This is a genomic window from Streptomyces sp. NBC_01618, from assembly GCF_045209435.1.
GTDB lineage: Bacteria > Actinomycetota > Actinomycetes > Streptomycetales > Streptomycetaceae > Streptomyces.
In genome coordinates, this window is sequence record NZ_CP109297.1 from 1,933,380 (window position 1) to 1,949,037 (window position 15,658).

Annotated in this window: 12 protein-coding genes and 1 pseudogene; 7 read left to right on the forward strand and 6 right to left on the reverse strand. The window is 70.5% G+C overall.

The genetic code is table 11. The features are described 5' to 3' along the window. Positions 1-127: 127 nt before the first annotated feature. The 4 genes from OH735_RS09170 to OH735_RS09185 form a co-directional block, all read right to left on the reverse strand. Positions 128-853 (reverse strand): ABC transporter permease, encoded by a 726-nt coding sequence (locus tag OH735_RS09170; RefSeq protein ID WP_406380892.1) that lies wholly within the window; start codon positions 851-853, stop codon positions 128-130. Positions 854-887: 34 nt separating this feature from the next. Then, positions 888-1,634, reverse strand: coding sequence for an ABC transporter permease (locus OH735_RS09175; protein ID WP_406386484.1), 747 nt, complete (start codon positions 1,632-1,634; stop codon positions 888-890). 346 nt (positions 1,635-1,980) lie between these two features. Beyond that, entirely contained in the window at positions 1,981-2,955 is a 975-nt protein-coding gene (locus tag OH735_RS09180) for an ABC transporter ATP-binding protein (protein ID WP_406386485.1), read from the reverse strand. A 154-nt stretch (positions 2,956-3,109) separates the two neighbouring features. Then, a complete protein-coding gene (locus OH735_RS09185) occupies positions 3,110-4,384 on the reverse strand; it encodes an NYN domain-containing protein (RefSeq protein WP_406380893.1) in 1,275 nt (424 codons plus the stop codon). Positions 4,385-4,608: 224 nt separating this feature from the next. On the opposite strand from OH735_RS09185, the gene OH735_RS09190 reads away from it, so the two are divergent. Next, on the forward strand, positions 4,609-4,788 hold the full coding sequence (locus tag OH735_RS09190) for a hypothetical protein (protein WP_406380894.1): 180 nt from the start codon (positions 4,609-4,611) through the stop codon (positions 4,786-4,788). Between the two features lie 100 nt (positions 4,789-4,888). Here the strand turns inward: OH735_RS09190 and dnaE are convergent, their stop codons facing one another. Next, entirely contained in the window at positions 4,889-8,428 is a 3,540-nt protein-coding gene (dnaE, locus tag OH735_RS09195) for a DNA polymerase III subunit alpha (RefSeq protein WP_406380895.1), read from the reverse strand. Between the two features lie 247 nt (positions 8,429-8,675). Between dnaE and OH735_RS09200 the strand changes: the two are divergent. From OH735_RS09200 to OH735_RS09220, 5 genes and pseudogenes are all read left to right on the forward strand, one after another. Then, positions 8,676-9,134, forward strand: a pseudogene (locus tag OH735_RS09200) (DUF2252 family protein); the annotation flags it as partial. Between the two features lie 65 nt (positions 9,135-9,199). Next, positions 9,200-9,922, forward strand: a complete 723-nt coding sequence (locus tag OH735_RS09205; protein ID WP_406380896.1) for a hypothetical protein — start codon at positions 9,200-9,202, stop codon at positions 9,920-9,922. 48 nt (positions 9,923-9,970) lie between these two features. Beyond that, the gene (locus OH735_RS09210; protein WP_406380897.1) at positions 9,971-10,786 is read left to right on the forward strand and encodes a DsbA family protein; all 816 of its coding nucleotides are present in this window, start codon (positions 9,971-9,973) and stop codon (positions 10,784-10,786) included. Between the two features lie 113 nt (positions 10,787-10,899). Further along, positions 10,900-12,543 carry an alkaline phosphatase D family protein gene (locus OH735_RS09215; RefSeq protein WP_406380898.1) on the forward strand — a complete coding sequence of 548 codons (1,644 nt, stop codon included), beginning with the start codon at positions 10,900-10,902 and terminating at the stop codon, positions 12,541-12,543. 285 nt (positions 12,544-12,828) lie between these two features. Further along, complete coding sequence (locus tag OH735_RS09220) at positions 12,829-13,842, forward strand: zinc metalloprotease (RefSeq protein WP_406380899.1); 1,014 nt, start codon at positions 12,829-12,831, stop codon at positions 13,840-13,842. A 58-nt stretch (positions 13,843-13,900) separates the two neighbouring features. Here OH735_RS09220 and OH735_RS09225 read toward each other — a convergent pair whose 3' ends face one another. Then, positions 13,901-14,479, reverse strand: coding sequence for a dienelactone hydrolase family protein (locus OH735_RS09225; RefSeq protein ID WP_406386487.1), 579 nt, complete (start codon positions 14,477-14,479; stop codon positions 13,901-13,903). A gap of 37 nt (positions 14,480-14,516) precedes the next feature. Between OH735_RS09225 and OH735_RS09230 the strand changes: the two genes are divergently transcribed. Further along, positions 14,517-15,656, forward strand: a complete 1,140-nt coding sequence (locus OH735_RS09230; protein ID WP_406386489.1) for a mechanosensitive ion channel family protein — start codon at positions 14,517-14,519, stop codon at positions 15,654-15,656. Positions 15,657-15,658: the final 2 nt, after the last annotated feature.

Genomic DNA, 15,658 nt, shown 5'->3' on the forward strand with positions numbered 1-15,658 from the left:
TTTGAGGACCGGGGGTCCGGGGGCACAGCCCCCCGGTTTCGGGAAGGGGCGGGTAGGGGACAGCCCCGCGCAGCGGCCAAACCCCGCACCACGAGGCACCCGCACCCGCGCCCCACACCCCGCCTGGCTAGGCCCCAGCCGGCGGCGCCGGCGGCACACCCCCGCCCGCACCCGAACCACCCGGCACGGCCCCACCCGCACCCCACCCCGGATGCGCCCCCCACTCCGGCTCCGGATCCCGCGGCCCGAACAACGCGGTCAGCCCGAGATGAACCGCCATCGCCCCGATCGACCACACCAGCAGCGCGGCCCCCTTCGCCCGCAGCCGAAGCGGCGCGTCGAAGACCACACCCTTGCCGACCGCCCGCGCATGGGCGACCACGTCCTGGTTCGGTCCGAGCCACACCCCCAGCCGCCAGGCCAGCAGCGAACCGAACAGCCCGCCCAGCGCGAGCCCCACCACGAGGGCGATGCCACCACGCCGTTGGAACCAGAAGACCAGCGCCGCGCAGAGCGCGCCGAAGGCCAGCGCGAGCAGCACGAACGTGCCGTCGGCACCGATCGCCTCCTCGCCCTCGCTGTCGCTGAGGAAGACGGCCGTGCCGTCGGAGATCAGCGGAACCCGCGGGGCCAGCCACACCCAGAGGAGTCCGAGCCCGATGCCGGCGACGGTCACGAGCACGGTGACGACAGCGGCCTGCCGCAGATCCGACCGGCGGTCGTTCTCCCCCTGGGACTCCACCAGGCCCCCGGAGCCGGGGCCACCAGGACCACCGGGCCCACCCCATTTCGGCGGCGTCTGCCAGGGGCCGTTGGACGAAGGCTGGTGCGGCGGCGTCAGAGGTGCTGTCACCGTGCCATCGTGCCAGGCGTCCCTGTGCCGCGCCTCACCGGACCGCTGCCCTGCGGTACGCCCAGGTGGCCACGGCCAGCGAGAGGACGCCGACCACGGCGCAGACCGCGAGATCCAGCGCGACGACCGCCCAGTCGGGGTGGGCGTCGAAGGACCGCGAGAGCGCCTCGACCCCGTACGTCGAGGGCAGCAGATCGCGGGCCCAGCCGATCGGCGCGGGCAGCCGGTCGGGCGGCAGGACGCCGAGCAGCAGCGCCGCCGACATGCCCAGCTGCCCGAGCAGCGTGGCCAGCTCCTGCCGGGGCGCGAGCAGCCCCAGCGCGGCGCCGAGCCCGGAGAGCGCCGCCCCGGAGAGCGGAATGACGGCGACGAGCACCCACAGATGCGTCAGCGGCAACCCGAACAGCACGCTCCCCGCCACGGCCGTGACGATCGTGCCGGGCACGGTGAAGGAGGCGTACGCCCCCGCCGCGCCGAGCACCACGGCAGCGGGCGGCACCGGCAGGGTCGCGTAGTGGTCGAGCCCGCCGCCGGCCCGCAGCTGCCCGAAGTACTGGGCGAGCAGGTTGAGCGCGACGAAGGCCACCACGAGGACGCTGGATCCGGCGACGACGGCCCGCGCCTCGGAGCCGCCGTCCACGACCCCGCGCATCAGCACCATGATCCCGACGGACTGGAAGGTCGCGACGAAGAGCAGCGGGATACGGGCGACCCTGGCCCGGGACAGCTGGGCGCGGTAGACGGCCGCGAGCGAGGGGAACAGCCGGGCGCGCGGCGCCAGCGGCGCGGGGGCCGCCCCGTCGTGGCCGTCGTCCTCGCGGCCTGCCCGGCCGTCCTCGGCCGCCCGGGCAGGTCCGGTCACCGCCTGCGCGGGAACGATGCTCGTCACCTGGCGCTGCTCCTGTTCGCTCCCGGCCGGGCCACGCACGCGCGCCCGGCAGCCCCACTCGCCCCAGCCGCCCCACTCATCCCGACCGCCCCGCGCGCCCCGGCCGCACCACTCGTCCCAGCCGCCCCACTCATCCCGACCGCCCCAGCCGCCCCACTCATCCCGACCGCCCCGGCCGCACCACTCGTCCCAGCCGCCCCACTCATCCCGACCGCCCCGCGCGCCCCGCCCGCTCCGGTCATGCCTTCACCAGCCCCTTGGTCGCGTCCCCGCCGAGCGCGAGGTAGACGTCCTCCAGGCTGGGCGTCGCCAGCGTGAAGTCGTCGAGTGCCGCGAAGGCCGCGCCGCCGGTCACGGCGGCGACCGCCGCCCGTGCCTCGTCGAGGCCGAGCCGCAGCACCCAGCGCCGCCCGGACTCCTGGGCCGAGGCGCGCAGGGCGGCCACTTCGGGTACGTCCAGGGGCGCCCGTTCCCGCCACACGAGCTCGACCCGGACCTCGCCCGCGACCCGTTCCTTGAGGCCGGTCGGCGTGTCGCAGGCGATGACCCGGCCGCGTTCGATCACGGCGACCCGGTCGAGGACCGTCTCGGCCTCGATGACGTTGTGGGTGACGAGCAGCACCGTCGCGCCGCGTTCGGCCCGGCGCCGGTCCACGGCGGCCCAGACGGCGCGCCGCGCGACGGGATCCATCCCGGTCGTCGGCTCGTCGAGCACCAGTACCGGCCGCTCGCCGACCAGCGCGGCGGCGAAACAGGCGAGCCGCCGCTGTCCGCCGGAGAGCTTCTTCAGGGGGCGTGCCGCGATCTCGGTGAGGCCGAGTTCGTCGAGTACGGCGTCGCGCTCGGCGCGGGCGTCCCGTACCGGCAGGCCGCGCAGCCGTCCGGTGGTCTCGGCGGCGAGCGACACGGTCAGTTCGTCGAGGGCGGTGGACTCCTGGCCGAGGTACCCGATCAGCCGGGCGGCCCGCTCGGGATGGCGTACGAGATCGTGGCCCAGCACGGTGACGCTGCCGGAGTCGGGCCGCATCAGCCCGGTGAGCTGCCGTACCAGGGTGGACTTCCCGGCGCCGTTGGGGCCGAGGAGCCCGAAGATCTCGCCGCGCCGCACCTCCAGGCTGATCCCGTCGGTGGCGCGCACCTCGGGGGTGCCGGGCGTACCGCGGCGGCCGCGGGCGGCGGGATAGGTCTTGACCAGATCACGCACCGCGCACACGGTCCCGGTCGCCGTCTGCGCCTGTGCTGTGCCCGTACTCACGAGGTACGAGAGTACGGGGTCGGATGCCTCGTATCGCGCCCGGGGCCGGGCCGGCCGGGCACCGGCGGGGCGATCGCCGGCCGGGTTGCCGGCCCGCAGGCCCGCCGTGGCGTCAGTCGGCGGACGGACCCGTCCGCTCCGTCACGGGGGTGTGCTCGGCCGCGGCCCGCACGTCGATCTCCCGCCAGAATCCCGCCCGGATCGCGTAACGGTCGTGCTCGTCGATCTGGTCGTCCTTGTGGGCGAGGAGGCCGAACCGTGCCGCGTACCGCAGGAGCTCGCCGTCGATGCGGTGCGGGATGCGCGGATACATGGTCGACAGCTTCTGCAGATGGGTGGTCTCCGGCAGCCGCTCCATCCAGCGGCGGGCGAAGACCTGGCCCACCTCGAAGGGGTCGCCGCCGACGGTGGTGATGTCCTCCTCACGGTCCGCCCAGCGCTGCTCGGCGCTGGTGAGCTGGGCCAGTGTCGGGAGGGAGGCCGTTTCGGCGGGCTCGCCCAGTCCGCCGCGGTCCATCCAGCCTTTGTCGGAGGACCAGCGCAGGGTCGCGCCGGCGGGCGGGGGCTGGACGGCCTGGGTGCCGGGGCCGCGCAGGCTGCCCGCCAGGTCCTTGGGGGTGGGGACGCCCCTTCCGCCGGGGCCGGGCCGGTCGGCGGGGGTGGTGGTGCTCTCCGCCGGCGCGGGGACGGCGCCGTTGGTGTCGGCCGCCTCCTGGGCCTGCGAGGCACGCTCGGCGGAGGCGGCGAGGGCCGCCTCGGGCAGCGGTGCGGAGAGGATCGCGGCGATCTCCGGGCGGGGCGCGGGCGGCGGGGCGCAGACGCCGCCGGTCTCCTTGGCCCGTACGGCCTGGGTGATCCACGCCCGGTCGAGCACCCTTCGTTCGTCGGCCTCGGCGACCAGATCCTCGGACTGGTTGTAGTCGCCGTCGGCGGCCTGGACGGCCCACAGGTGGACGGCGACGCCGTGTTCCTTGGCGGACATCAGGCCGGGCAGCAGATCGCCGTCGCCGGTCACCAGCACCACGTCGGAGCAGGCGCGGTTCCTGGCCAGTTCGGTGAGTTCGGCGTGCATCGCGGCGTCGACGCCCTTCTGCGCCCAGCGCCCGTCACTGCGGGTCAGAGCGCCGAGCCGGACGGTCACCCGGGGCATCACCCGCAGTCTGCGGTGCTCGGGCTGCGGTACGCGGTCGGGGGCGCCGTCGAACCAGTAGATCCGCAGCAGCGGCTGCTGCGTATCGGCCTCGGCGAGCTCCCGCAGGCCCCGGATGAGGGCGGCGTGGTCGACGGTGATGCGGGAACGGGCGGGTTCTCCGGCCAGCAGACTCGCGGCTGCCCCCAGGAGGTAGCCGGCGTCCACCAGGACGACGCAACGGTCCACGCGTTCCACCCTCTTCCAGAAGTTCGGGTGTGGTCTTTGCCAAGGGTTTCCTTCGAGTCTGCCCGACCGCGCAGGGGTTGACAGCCGGAACTCGATCATCGGCGTGGCGGATCGGGAAAACGGCGCATGATACCCCCTCACTACGCACGGTAATGATCCAACATGCATGCTTTATCCCGTTATGTGAATCTGAACGCGGTCCTGGCCCCGAGAGTCCCCACAGGAGGAACACCATGGCCAAGAACAAGAACCGCAAGCAGGGCAGCCGCCAGACCCGCGCGTCCGGTCCGGAGCACGGTCCGGAAGAGACCAGGTCGAACGCGTACGAGTCGCAGATACAGCCTCAGTCGCAGGCCCAGGGCAGCCCTGCTGATGTTGCCCGTAAGCACCAGCGCCGCTTCGGCCACAACTGACCCGGGCGGATCTCCGGTCCGGCCACAGGCCGGGTGACCGAGAGGGGCGCTCCCGCTTTCGCGGGAGCGCCCCTCTCGTGCGCAGCGGTCGTGGTCCGGCTCAGCCGGCCAGGCAGGACGGCCCGAGCAGCACCTTCAGGTCACCGAAGAGCGCCGGGTCGGGCTTCACCCGGTGCCGGTCGAGCCGGAGCACCGTCGTCTTGCGGGGGCCCTGGAGCTTGATCCGTACCTCGGTGTCGCCGCGGTGGTTGCTGAGGACCTCGCCGAGGCGGCTGACCATCGGCGGGGTGATCTTGACGGTGGGGATGGTCAGGACCACGGGGGCGTTGGTGCCGGCCGACGAGATGTCGGGGACCTGCATCTCCATGGCGACGAGCCGGGGCACGTCCTCACGCTTGTCGAGGCGTCCCTTGACGAAGACGACGGTGTCCTCGACGAGCTGGGTGGAGACCAGCTGGTAGGTGGCGGGGAAGAACATGCACTCGATGGAGCCGGCCAGGTCCTCGACCGTGGCGATGGCCCAGGCGTTGCCCTGCTTGGTCATCTTGCGCTGGAGGCCGGAGATGATGCCGCCGACGGTGACGATGGCGCCGTCGGCGTGCTCCCCGCCGGTCAGCTGGGAGATCGAGGCGTCGGCCTTGTCGGACAGCACGTGTTCCAGGCCGAAGAGCGGGTGGTCGGAGACGTACAGACCGAGCATCTCGCGCTCCTGGGCCAGCAGGTAGGACTTCTCCCACTCGATGTCGGAGAACTCCACGTCGAGTCCGAAGCCCGGCTCGTCGGACTCCTCCTCGCCCATGCCGCCGAAGAGGTCGAACTGCCCCTCGGCCTCCTTGCGCTTGACCTGCACCACGTTGTCGATCATCGGCTCGTGGTGGGCGACGAGGCCCTTGCGGGTGTGGCCCATCTCGTCGAAGGCGCCGGCCTTGATCAGCGATTCGACGGTGCGCTTGTTGCAGACGACCGCCTCGACCTTGTCCAGGAAGTCGGGAAAGCTGCTGTACTTCCCCTTCGCCTTGCGGCACCGGATGATCGAGTCGACGACGTTCTGACCCACGTTGCGCACGGCCGTGAGGCCGAAGAGGATCACGTCGTCGCCCTGGGCGGCGAAGTTCGACTCGGACTCGTTGACGTTGGGCGGGAGCACCTTGATGCCCATGCGGCGGCACTCGTTGAGGTAGACCGCGGACTTGTCCTTGTCGTCCTTGACCGAGGTCAGCAGCGCCGCCATGTACTCGGCGGGGTAGTTCGCCTTGAGGTACGCGGTCCAGTACGTGACCAGTCCGTACGCGGAGGAGTGCGCCTTGTTGAACGCGTACCCGGCGAACGGGACCAGTACGTCCCACAGCGCCTGGATCGCCGCGTCGGAGAAGCCGTTCTTCTTGGCGCCCGCCTGGAAGAGCACGAAGTTCTTCGCCAGCTCGTCGGGCTTCTTCTTGCCCATCACGCGGCGCAGGATGTCGGCCTCGCCGAGCGAGTACCCCGCGATGATCTGGGCGGCCTTCTGCACCTGCTCCTGGTAGACGATCAGGCCGTAGGTCAGGCCGAGCGTCTCCTTGAGCGGCTCCTCCAACTCCGGGTGGATCGGGGTGATCTCCTGGCGGCCGTTCTTGCGCTCGGCGTAGTTCGTGTGCGAGTTCATGCCCATCGGGCCCGGCCGGTACAGGGCCGAGACGGCGGAAATGTCCTCGAAGTTGTCGGGCTGCATCTGGCGCAGCAGCGAACGCATCGGACCGCCGTCGAACTGGAAGACGCCGAGCGTGTCACCGCGGCAGAGCAGCTCGTACGTCTTGGGGTCGTCCAGCGGAAGGGCGAGCATCTCCAGGTCGATGCCCTTGTTGGCCTTCACCATCTTGATGGCGTCGTCCATGATCGTGAGGTTGCGCAGGCCGAGGAAGTCCATCTTCAGCAGGCCGAGCGACTCGCACTGCGGGTAGTCCCACTGCGTGATGGTGACGCCGTCGGTGTGCCGCACCCAGACCGGGGCGTGGTCGACGATGGGCTCACTGGACATGATCACGCCGGCGGCGTGCACACCCATCTGCCGGACCAGCCCCTCGACACCCTTGGCGGTGTCGATGACCTTCTTGACGTCCGGCTCGTTCTCGTACATCCCCCGGATCTCGCCCGCCTCGCTGTACCGCGGGTGCTTGGGGTCGGTGATGCCGGAGAGGTCGATGCCCTTGCCGAGGACGTCGGCGGGCATGGCCTTGGTGAGCCGGTCGCCCATCGCGTACGGGTAGCCGAGGACGCGGGCGGAGTCCTTGATCGCGTTCTTGGCCTTGATCTTGCCGTACGTACCGATCATGGCGACCTTGTCGGCGCCGTACTTCTCCGTCACGTACCTGATTACTTCGACGCGCCGACGCTCGTCGAAGTCGATGTCGACATCGGGCATGGAGACACGCTCGGGGTTGAGGAACCGCTCGAAGATCAGTCCGTGCTCGATCGGGTCGAGGTCTGTGATGCCCATCGCGTACGCGACGATCGAACCGGCCGCGGAGCCACGCCCGGGGCCCACCGCGATGCCGTTGTTCTTGGCCCACATGATGAAGTCGGCTACGACGAGGAAGTACCCCGGGAACCCCATCTGGATGATGACGTCCATCTCGTACTCGGCCTGCTTCTGCCGGTCCTCGGGGACGCCGGCCGGGAAGCGCCGGTTCATGCCGACCCGGACCTCCTCCTGGAACCAGGTGACCTCGGTGAAGCCGTCCGGGATGTCGAACTTCGGCATCAGGTCGCGCTTCTCGAACATCCCGCTGGTGTCGATCTGCTCGGCGACCAGCAGGGTGTTGGCGCACCCCTGCTGCCAGGCGTCGGAGGAGTCGACGGCGTACATCTCGTCCGTCGTCTTGAGGTAGTAGCCCGTGCCGTCGAACCGGAAACGGTCGGGGTCGGAGAGGTTCTTGCCGGTCTGGATGCAGAGCAGCGCGTCGTGCGCGGTGGCCTCGCTGGCGTACGTGTAGTGCGAGTCGTTCGTCACGAGCGGCGGGATGTTGAGCTTCTTGCCGATTTCGAGGAGCCCGTCACGGACCCGGCGCTCGATCTCGATGCCGTGGTCCATCAGCTCCAGGAAGTACTTGTCCTCGCCGAAGATGTCCTTGTAGTCGGAGGCCGCCTGGACCGCCTCGTCGAACTGGCCGAGCCGCAGCCGGGTCTGCACCTCGCCCGAGGGGCAGCCGGTCGAGGCGATCAGGCCCTCGGACCACTGGGCGATGGTCTCCTTGTCCATCCGCGGCCACTTCTGCAGCCAGCCCTCGGCGTACGCGTCCGAGGAGAGCCGGAAGAGGTTGTGCAGCCCCGTCGCGTTCGATGCCCAGATCGTCTTGTGGGTGTAACCGCCCGAACCCGAGACGTCGTCGCGCTTCTGGTGCGGCTGGCCCCACTGGATCTTCCGCTTGTGCTTGCGCGACTCCGGAGCGACGTACGCCTCGATGCCGATGATCGGCGTCACGCCCGCCTTCTGCGCCGAATGGAAGAAGTCGTAGGCGCCGTGCAGATTGCCGTGGTCGGTCATCGCGATATGGGACATGCCCATTTCATTGCACGCGTTGAACATGTCCTTGAGCCGCGCAGCACCGTCCAGCAGGGAGTACTGGGTGTGGACGTGAAGGTGCGTGAAGGGCGGCTTGGTCACGGCGCTGTGCCTCCGGGAGAACGGGCGATGACGGACTGGGGGACAGCGTGGAAGTCTACGTCTCCGAGGTGACGACCGAGGGGCACTCCCGGCTACGGTCGCGCGTTGAAGGGGCCGAGAAGCCCATCCCATGTGTCATGCATGTCAGGTACCAGGAGGCACCCAGAGATGTCGGAAGCGCAGACCGGCGCGGCGTAGCGCGGGGAGCGGATCCTTGAGGTCTTCGACACCGCGTTCGGGGAGCCGGCAGACCTCCGCGGTCTCCCGGCACATCACCGACGCGGCCGTGCGCGAGCACTTCCAGCACGAGGGTCACCGCACGGTCATCTCGCAGCGCGCCCTGCAGGCCCACGCCGACCCGTGGCTCGGCTGGACCGAGCTGGACGGCGCCGGTCAGCTGGTCGCCGAGGTGTCTCCGTACGCGGTCGATCTGGACTGGTCCGACATCGACGAGCCGGAGGAGATCGCCGCGGTCGTCGCCGACCTCGGCCGGACGACGGCCACGATGCACTCCGCGGCGGACGACGAGAGCGGCCACTCACTGGTGCCGTTCTCCACGGAGCGGGCGGTCGACGCGGCGATCGCGGCGGACGAGGAGGGCTTCGCCGGTCTGCTGGTGGACTTCGCCCACGGCTACGGCGCCCGGGCCCGCGCCGACCACCAGATCTTCGTGGACCTCTTCCGCAACGGCCGGATCTCCGGACTGCAGGGCTCCGCGCGCAGCCGCCCCCTCGGGGGCGCTGACAGGTTCACATGCGACACTCCTCGACGATGGACATATCCGGGACGCAGCTCAGAGTCGTTCGCGCGGCGCTTTTCACAGCGCTCGTCGTGACGCTCTCGGCCGGGTCCCATGTGCTGCTCTCCCAGGTCTCGCTGCCGCTGACCGTCGTCGCCCTGCTGGCCGGCCTGGTCTTCGCCGTGGCGTACGCGCTGGCGGGCCGGGAGCGCGGCTTCGGGGCGATCGCCGGGCTGCTGGTCCCGCTGGAGCTGGCCGCCGACACCGTGTTCACCACCGGCCAGCACCTCTGTTACGGCGCGGCGGGCGGCCCGATAGCGGGGCCGCTGCGCTCGGTCGGTGTCGATGTGCTGTGCGGCGGCGGTGACCTCGGCGCCGGTGCGGCACGGGCCGGCGATGTCGGCACCCCGCTCGCCTCGGTGACCGGTACCGGACATACGGCGGCCGCGCTGCTGGCCTCCCCCGGCCCCGCGGTGCCGTGGCTGCTGCTGGCCGCCCATGTGACGGTCGGGCTGCTCGCCGCGGCCTGGCTCCGGCGCGGCGAGTCCGCGCTCGTCGGCCTGCTGGGCGCGGCCGCCGTCCTGGCGTTCCGGCCGCTGCTGACCGCGGTCGCTGTGGCGGGTACGGCCCGCCGCTCCGTGCACCGCAGGGTGCGCCCCGCCGGACACGGCCCGCACCTGCTCGTCCATGCCCGTCTGCTCGTGCACTCCGTGGGACGGAGGGGACCGCCGCGCTCGGCCTGCGCCATCGCCTGAGCACGCCCATCCCCGACGACGCACCACCCACATCCAGGAGAGACGAACATGAGCAAGCGCAACAGCCAGGCCAACAAGTCGGCGGCCCGCGAGCGTCTGCGCGCCGAGCGCGAGCGCCAGGCCAAGAAGGACAAGACCCGCAGGCAGATCCTCGTCGGCGTCTCGGTCGTCGGCGTGCTGGCGATCGCGGGCGCCGTCGGCTGGGGTGTCATGCAGATGAACAAGCCGTCCCAGTGGGAGGCGGCCAAGGACGCGAAGAACGTCACGGCGCCCAGGAACACCTCGGGCAAGGACGGCACGACCGTCGTCATCGGCAAGCCGACCGCCAAGAAGACCCTGGAGCTGTACGAGGACTTGCGCTGCCCGATCTGCGGAACGTTTGAGCAGTCCATCGGCGAGACGGTGCACAAGGACGTCGACGCCGGAAAGTACAAGATCAAGTACGTCGGTGCCACGTTCATCGACGGCATGACCGGCGGAGAAGGCTCGAAGAACGCGCTGAGCGCGGTGGGTGCCGCGCTCAATGTCAGCCCGGAAGCCTTCCTCGACTACAAGTCCGCGCTCTACTCCGCGAAGTACCACCCGGAGGAGACCGACGACAAGTTCAAGGACGACGCGTACCTGATCAAGATCGCCGACACGGTCGACGCCCTGAAGGGCAACAAGGCGTTCCAGAAGGACGTCGAGGACGGCACGTACGACAGCTGGGCGATGAAGATGTCCGCGGCGTTCGAGAAGAGCGGCGTGCAGGGCACTCCGACGCTGAAGATGGACGGCAAGGCGCTCACCGACGGGAGGAGCGAGAACGCTCCGATGACGGTGGACGACTTCAACACCGCGATCGACGCCGCACTGAAGGGCTGACCGCCTTCCCGGCCCCGGCCGGGCGGCGAACCCCCGACAGCGGATCTCCGACGGGCAGGCGAACTTCCTTGGTTCGCCTGCCCGTTGGGCTTACCGGTCAGTAGGGTTCCGCCATGACCAGTCGACACCTTTCCTCGCCGCTGTCCGCCCCCAGCCGCCGCACGGTCGTCAAGGCCGCTGCCGCCACCGCCGTCGCGGCCCCCGTGCTGGGCGCCGCGGACGGGCCCGCCTTCCTGCACGGCATCGCCTCCGGCGACCCTCTCCCCGACGGCATACTCCTGTGGACCCGGGTCACCCCGGCCCCCGACGCCGTGCCCGGTTCCGGCCGGGGCGCCGATACGGCGGTGCGCTGGGAGGTCGCCGAGGACAAGGAGTTCGCCCGGGTCGTCGCGCGCGGCACCACCGTCGCGCGGGCCGCCTCCGACCACACCGTGAAGGCCGACGTACGGGGGCTGAGCCCGGCGACCGGGTACTGGTTCCGCTTCTCGGCGGGCGAGGGTACGGGGGTCTTCTCGCCGACGGGCCGCACTCGTACCGCGCCGGCGGCCGGCGCGGCCACGCCCGGTGTGCGCTTCGGGGTGGTCTCGTGCGCCAACTGGGAGGCCGGGTTCTTCTCCCCGTACCGGCACCTCGCCGCCCGCGCCGATCTCGACGCGGTGCTGCATCTCGGCGACTACATCTACGAGTACGCGTCGGGCGATTACCCGGCCGCGAAGTACGTCGTACGGCCCCACGAGCCGATCCACGAGATCCTCACCCTCGCCGACTACCGCACCCGGCACGGCAACTACAAGACGGACACCGACCTCCAGACCCTGCACGCCACCCACCCGGTGATCGCGATCTGGGACGACCACGAGTTCGCCAACGACGCCTGGTCGGGCGGGGCCGAGAACCACACACCGGAGACGGAGGGCTCCTGGGCCGAACGGGTCGCGGGGGCCAAGCAGGCGTACTTCGAGTGGATGCCGGTCCGCGCCTCCACCGAGGGCACGGTCTACCGGCGGCTTCGCTTCGGCAGCCTGGCCGATCTCCACCTCCTCGATCTGCGCACCTTCCGCTCCCGGCAGTCGACGATCGGCAACGGCGCGGTCGACGACCCGGACCGCACGATCACCGGCCGGGCGCAGCTGGACTGGCTGAAGTCGGGGCTGGCCGGCTCGGACGCCACGTGGAAGCTGGTCGGTACGTCGGTGATGATCTCGCCGGTCGCGTTCGGTTCGGTACCCGCGCATCTGCTGGAGCCGCTGGCCGGGCTGCTGGGGCTGCCCACGGAGGGGCTGGCCGTCAATGTCGACCAGTGGGACGGCTACACGGACGACCGCAAGGAGCTGATCGCCCATCTGCGGGACCGGTCGATCACCAACACGGTCTTCCTGACCGGCGACATCCACATGGCGTGGGCCAATGACGTACCGGTGAAGGCGGCGACGTATCCGCTCTCGGCGTCGGCCGCCACCGAGTTCGTGGTGACGTCGGTGACCTCCGACAATCTCGACGACATCCTGCATGTCGCACCGCAGACCGTCTCGCTGGTCGCGAGCGCGGCGGTGAAAGCCGCCAACCGCCATGTGAAGTGGGTCGACATGGACTCGCACGGCTACGGCGTCCTCGATGTGACCGCCGAGCGATCGCAGATGGACTACTACGCCGTCTCCGACAAGGCGGAGCGGGACGCGACCTCCGCGTGGACGCGCTCGTACCGGACACTCAGCGGGACGCAGAAGGTCGAGCGGGTGGACCGCCCGGTGCGCTGAGGGGCTGTTTTCGGCCACTCCGGCCCGTGTTGACGGCACATTACATCGCTACGGCGGGTGGCGTGTCCCCCGGCCCCAATGGGGACACACCACCCGCCGGGGTAACGCGGCACGTTACGCGGGCGTCTCAAACTCTGGAACGTGAAGAATTATTTCTTCACGTTTCCCCGGTTTGCCCCACGATCGATTGGGCTTGATCGACTCTCCTCAACATCTGACATGCGCACGTAATCTCCCGGCGGCGGGTGAGGAAATCCCTCCCCCACAAGTCCGCGAGGAGTCCCTGTGCGCACTCTTGCCCGTATATCGCCGCGTATACGTAACCGTGCGATCGGCACCGCCGTTCTGGCCGGAACCCTGGCCCTGGCACCGCTCTCCGCGTCCGCCGGCTCCGCCGCCGCGAAGTCGTCCACCTCCTCGGCATCCGCCGCCTCAGCCGTATCCGCCGAGAAGTGCGCGGGCGAGACGAGCACCTCCGCCACCGCGCGCGAGGCCCGCCCCTCGGGCCCCAAGCACGCCGCGGACCCCAACGAACTCACCGCGGCCCAGGCCAAGGCCATGGACACCCAGCTCAAGGAGAGACTCGCGGACCGCCGGCTCAGCGGCTCCACGCTCGCCGCCGGAGCGACCATCCCGGTCTACTTCCACGTGGTGCACTCCGGAACGACCGGCAAGCTCAGCGCGTCCGCCATCAGCAGCCAGATGAGCGTCCTGAACGCCGCCTACAGCGGCCAGGGCAGCGGCAACACCAACTCCGGCTTCCAGTTCTCGCTGGCCGGCACGGACTACACGGACAACAGCTCCTGGTACAACGGCGTCTCGCCGGGCTCCTCCGCCGAGAAGGCCATGAAGTCGACGCTGCGCAAGGGCGGCGCGAACGCGCTCAACATCTACACCGCCAACCTCGGCGGCGGCCTGCTGGGCTGGGCCACCTTCCCCAGCTCCTACAAGTCCAACCCCTCCGACGACGGCGTCGTCATGCTCGACGCCTCGCTGCCCGGCGGCTCCGCGACCAACTACAACCAGGGCGACACCGCCACCCACGAGGTCGGCCACTGGATGGGGCTTTACCACACCTTCCAGGGCGGCTGCAACGGCAACGGCGACTACGTGGCCGACACTCCGGCCGAGGCCAGCCCCGCGTACGCCTGCCCGACCGGGCGTGACAGCTGCACCAGCAAGACGGGGGTCGACCCGATCCACAACTTCATGGACTACACGTACGACTCCTGCATGACCCAGTTCACCCCGGGCCAGGTGCAGCGGATGAGCGACAGCTGGACCGCCTACCGCGGCTGATCCGCCCCGTACCGTCCGAAGGGCCTCGCTCGGCGCGGGGCCCTTCGCGCGGTCGCGGTCACAGCGTGGCGAGGAAGCCGAGCGCGACCTTCCACGCCAGCGCGGCCGATGCCGCGTCGTGGTCCGGCAGTTCGGCATCGGTGAACAGATGGCCCGCGCCGGGGTAGCGGTAGATCTCGACATCGGCCCCGGTCCGCTGCATCTGCAGATACCAGGAGTTCAGCCAGTCGTGCATCTCGAACGGGTCCGGGTCCGCGACGTGCAGCTGTACGGGCAGTTCGTCCACCGAGGCGTTCTCGGCGATGTCCGAGGTGCCGTGGAACATCAGCAGACCGCGCGCCTTCTCGTCGCCGAGCGCCAGGGTCTGCGCGGTGGCGGCACCGAAGGAGAATCCGGCGTACACCAGACCCCGGTCCGAGTAGGGCGCGGCGGCCAGCACGGCCCGCCTGAGGAGTTCGTCCTTGCCCACCTCCTCCTTGAAGGCAAGGCCCTCCTCGATGGTTTCGAAGGTGTGTCCCTCGAAGAGATCGGGCACCTGCACCTCGTGCCCTGCGTCGCGCAGCCGTGCGGCGGCCGCGTGCACCGCCGGGCGCAGACCGTACGTCGAGTGGAAAAGCATGATGTTCATGAGGCCCATGGTGCCAGTTACGGTCGGAAGCATGGAGAACGACGGGATGGAGAGGGTGCTGCGTCCGCTGGTCGTCGTCGGCGGCTCGGTCGTGATCACGCTGCTGGTCGGCTGGCTGGTCGATCTGCTGCTCAGACGGACCGACGGCCGGCACCACGAGACACCGTTGTGGGGTCTGCTGCGGCGCTGCCGGATCCCGCTCCAGCTGACTCTGTGCACGGCGCTGCTGCGGGGCACGTACACCCGGACCCGGCTCGATGTGGTCAAGGACCACCGGGTGGGGATCGGCCAGTTCCTGACGCTGGTGCTGATCGGGGCGTCGGCCTGGCTGGTGGTGCGGATCGCGACGGCCGTCGTCGACTCCGTCTACGCCCGGTACGCGGCGAACACCCGCGATCCGGCGCGGGTGCGGCGGGTCCGTACGCAGGTGACGCTGATCCAGCGGGTGGTCACCGCGATCGTGGCGACGGTCGCCGTCGGCGCGATGCTGCTGACGTTCCCCGCGATGCGGACGTTCGGCGCCTCGATGCTGGCCTCGGCCGGCGTCCTGGGCATCGTCGCGGGCATCGCGGCCCAGTCGACGCTCGGCAATCTCTTCGCGGGGCTGCAGATCGCGTTCGGCGACATGGTGCGGATCGGCGACACGGTGGTGGTGGACGGCGAGTGGGGCACGATCGAGGAGATCACCCTGACCTTCCTCGCGGTCCGGACCTGGGACGAGCGGCGGATCACCATGCCCGTCTCGTACTTCACCAGCAAACCGTTCGAGAACTGGTCGCGCGGCGGCGCGCAGATGACCGGCTCGGTCTTCTTCCACCTCGACCACTCGGCCCCCGTCGCCGCGATGCGCGAGCAACTGCGGGACATCCTGGGCGAGTGCGCCGCCTGGGACGGGCGCGACTGGTCCCTGGCGGTCACGGACACCACTGCGTCGACGATCCAGGTCCGCGCGGTGGTCACGGCGAAGGACGCGGACGACATCTGGACGGTGCGCTGTGCCGTGCGGGAACAGCTCATCGGCTGGCTGCACGATCACCACCCGTACGCACTGCCACGGATCACGACGGCTCCCGCGGCGCCTTTGCCGGGCGGCGAGTGGCCGAACCCGCTCGGCCCGCCGGATGGAAAACCGGCGGACGGGCGGCCGGCGGACTGGGACAGGTCCCCCCGCACCGGACGCGGCTGACC

What these genes read in the sequence shown, in the direction of transcription:
- OH735_RS09225 (WP_406386487.1), bottom strand. Translation starts at nt 14,479, where the DNA reads ATGGGCCTCATGAACATCATGCTTTTCCACTCGACGTACGGTCTGCGC.
- OH735_RS09210 (WP_406380897.1), top strand. Translation starts at nt 9,971, where the DNA reads ATGAGCAAGCGCAACAGCCAGGCCAACAAGTCGGCGGCCCGCGAGCGT.
- OH735_RS09215 (WP_406380898.1), top strand. Translation starts at nt 10,900, where the DNA reads ATGACCAGTCGACACCTTTCCTCGCCGCTGTCCGCCCCCAGCCGCCGC.
- OH735_RS09230 (WP_406386489.1), top strand. Translation starts at nt 14,517, where the DNA reads ATGGAGAGGGTGCTGCGTCCGCTGGTCGTCGTCGGCGGCTCGGTCGTG.
- OH735_RS09205 (WP_406380896.1), top strand. Translation starts at nt 9,200, where the DNA reads ATGGACATATCCGGGACGCAGCTCAGAGTCGTTCGCGCGGCGCTTTTC.
- OH735_RS09190 (WP_406380894.1), top strand. Translation starts at nt 4,609, where the DNA reads ATGGCCAAGAACAAGAACCGCAAGCAGGGCAGCCGCCAGACCCGCGCG.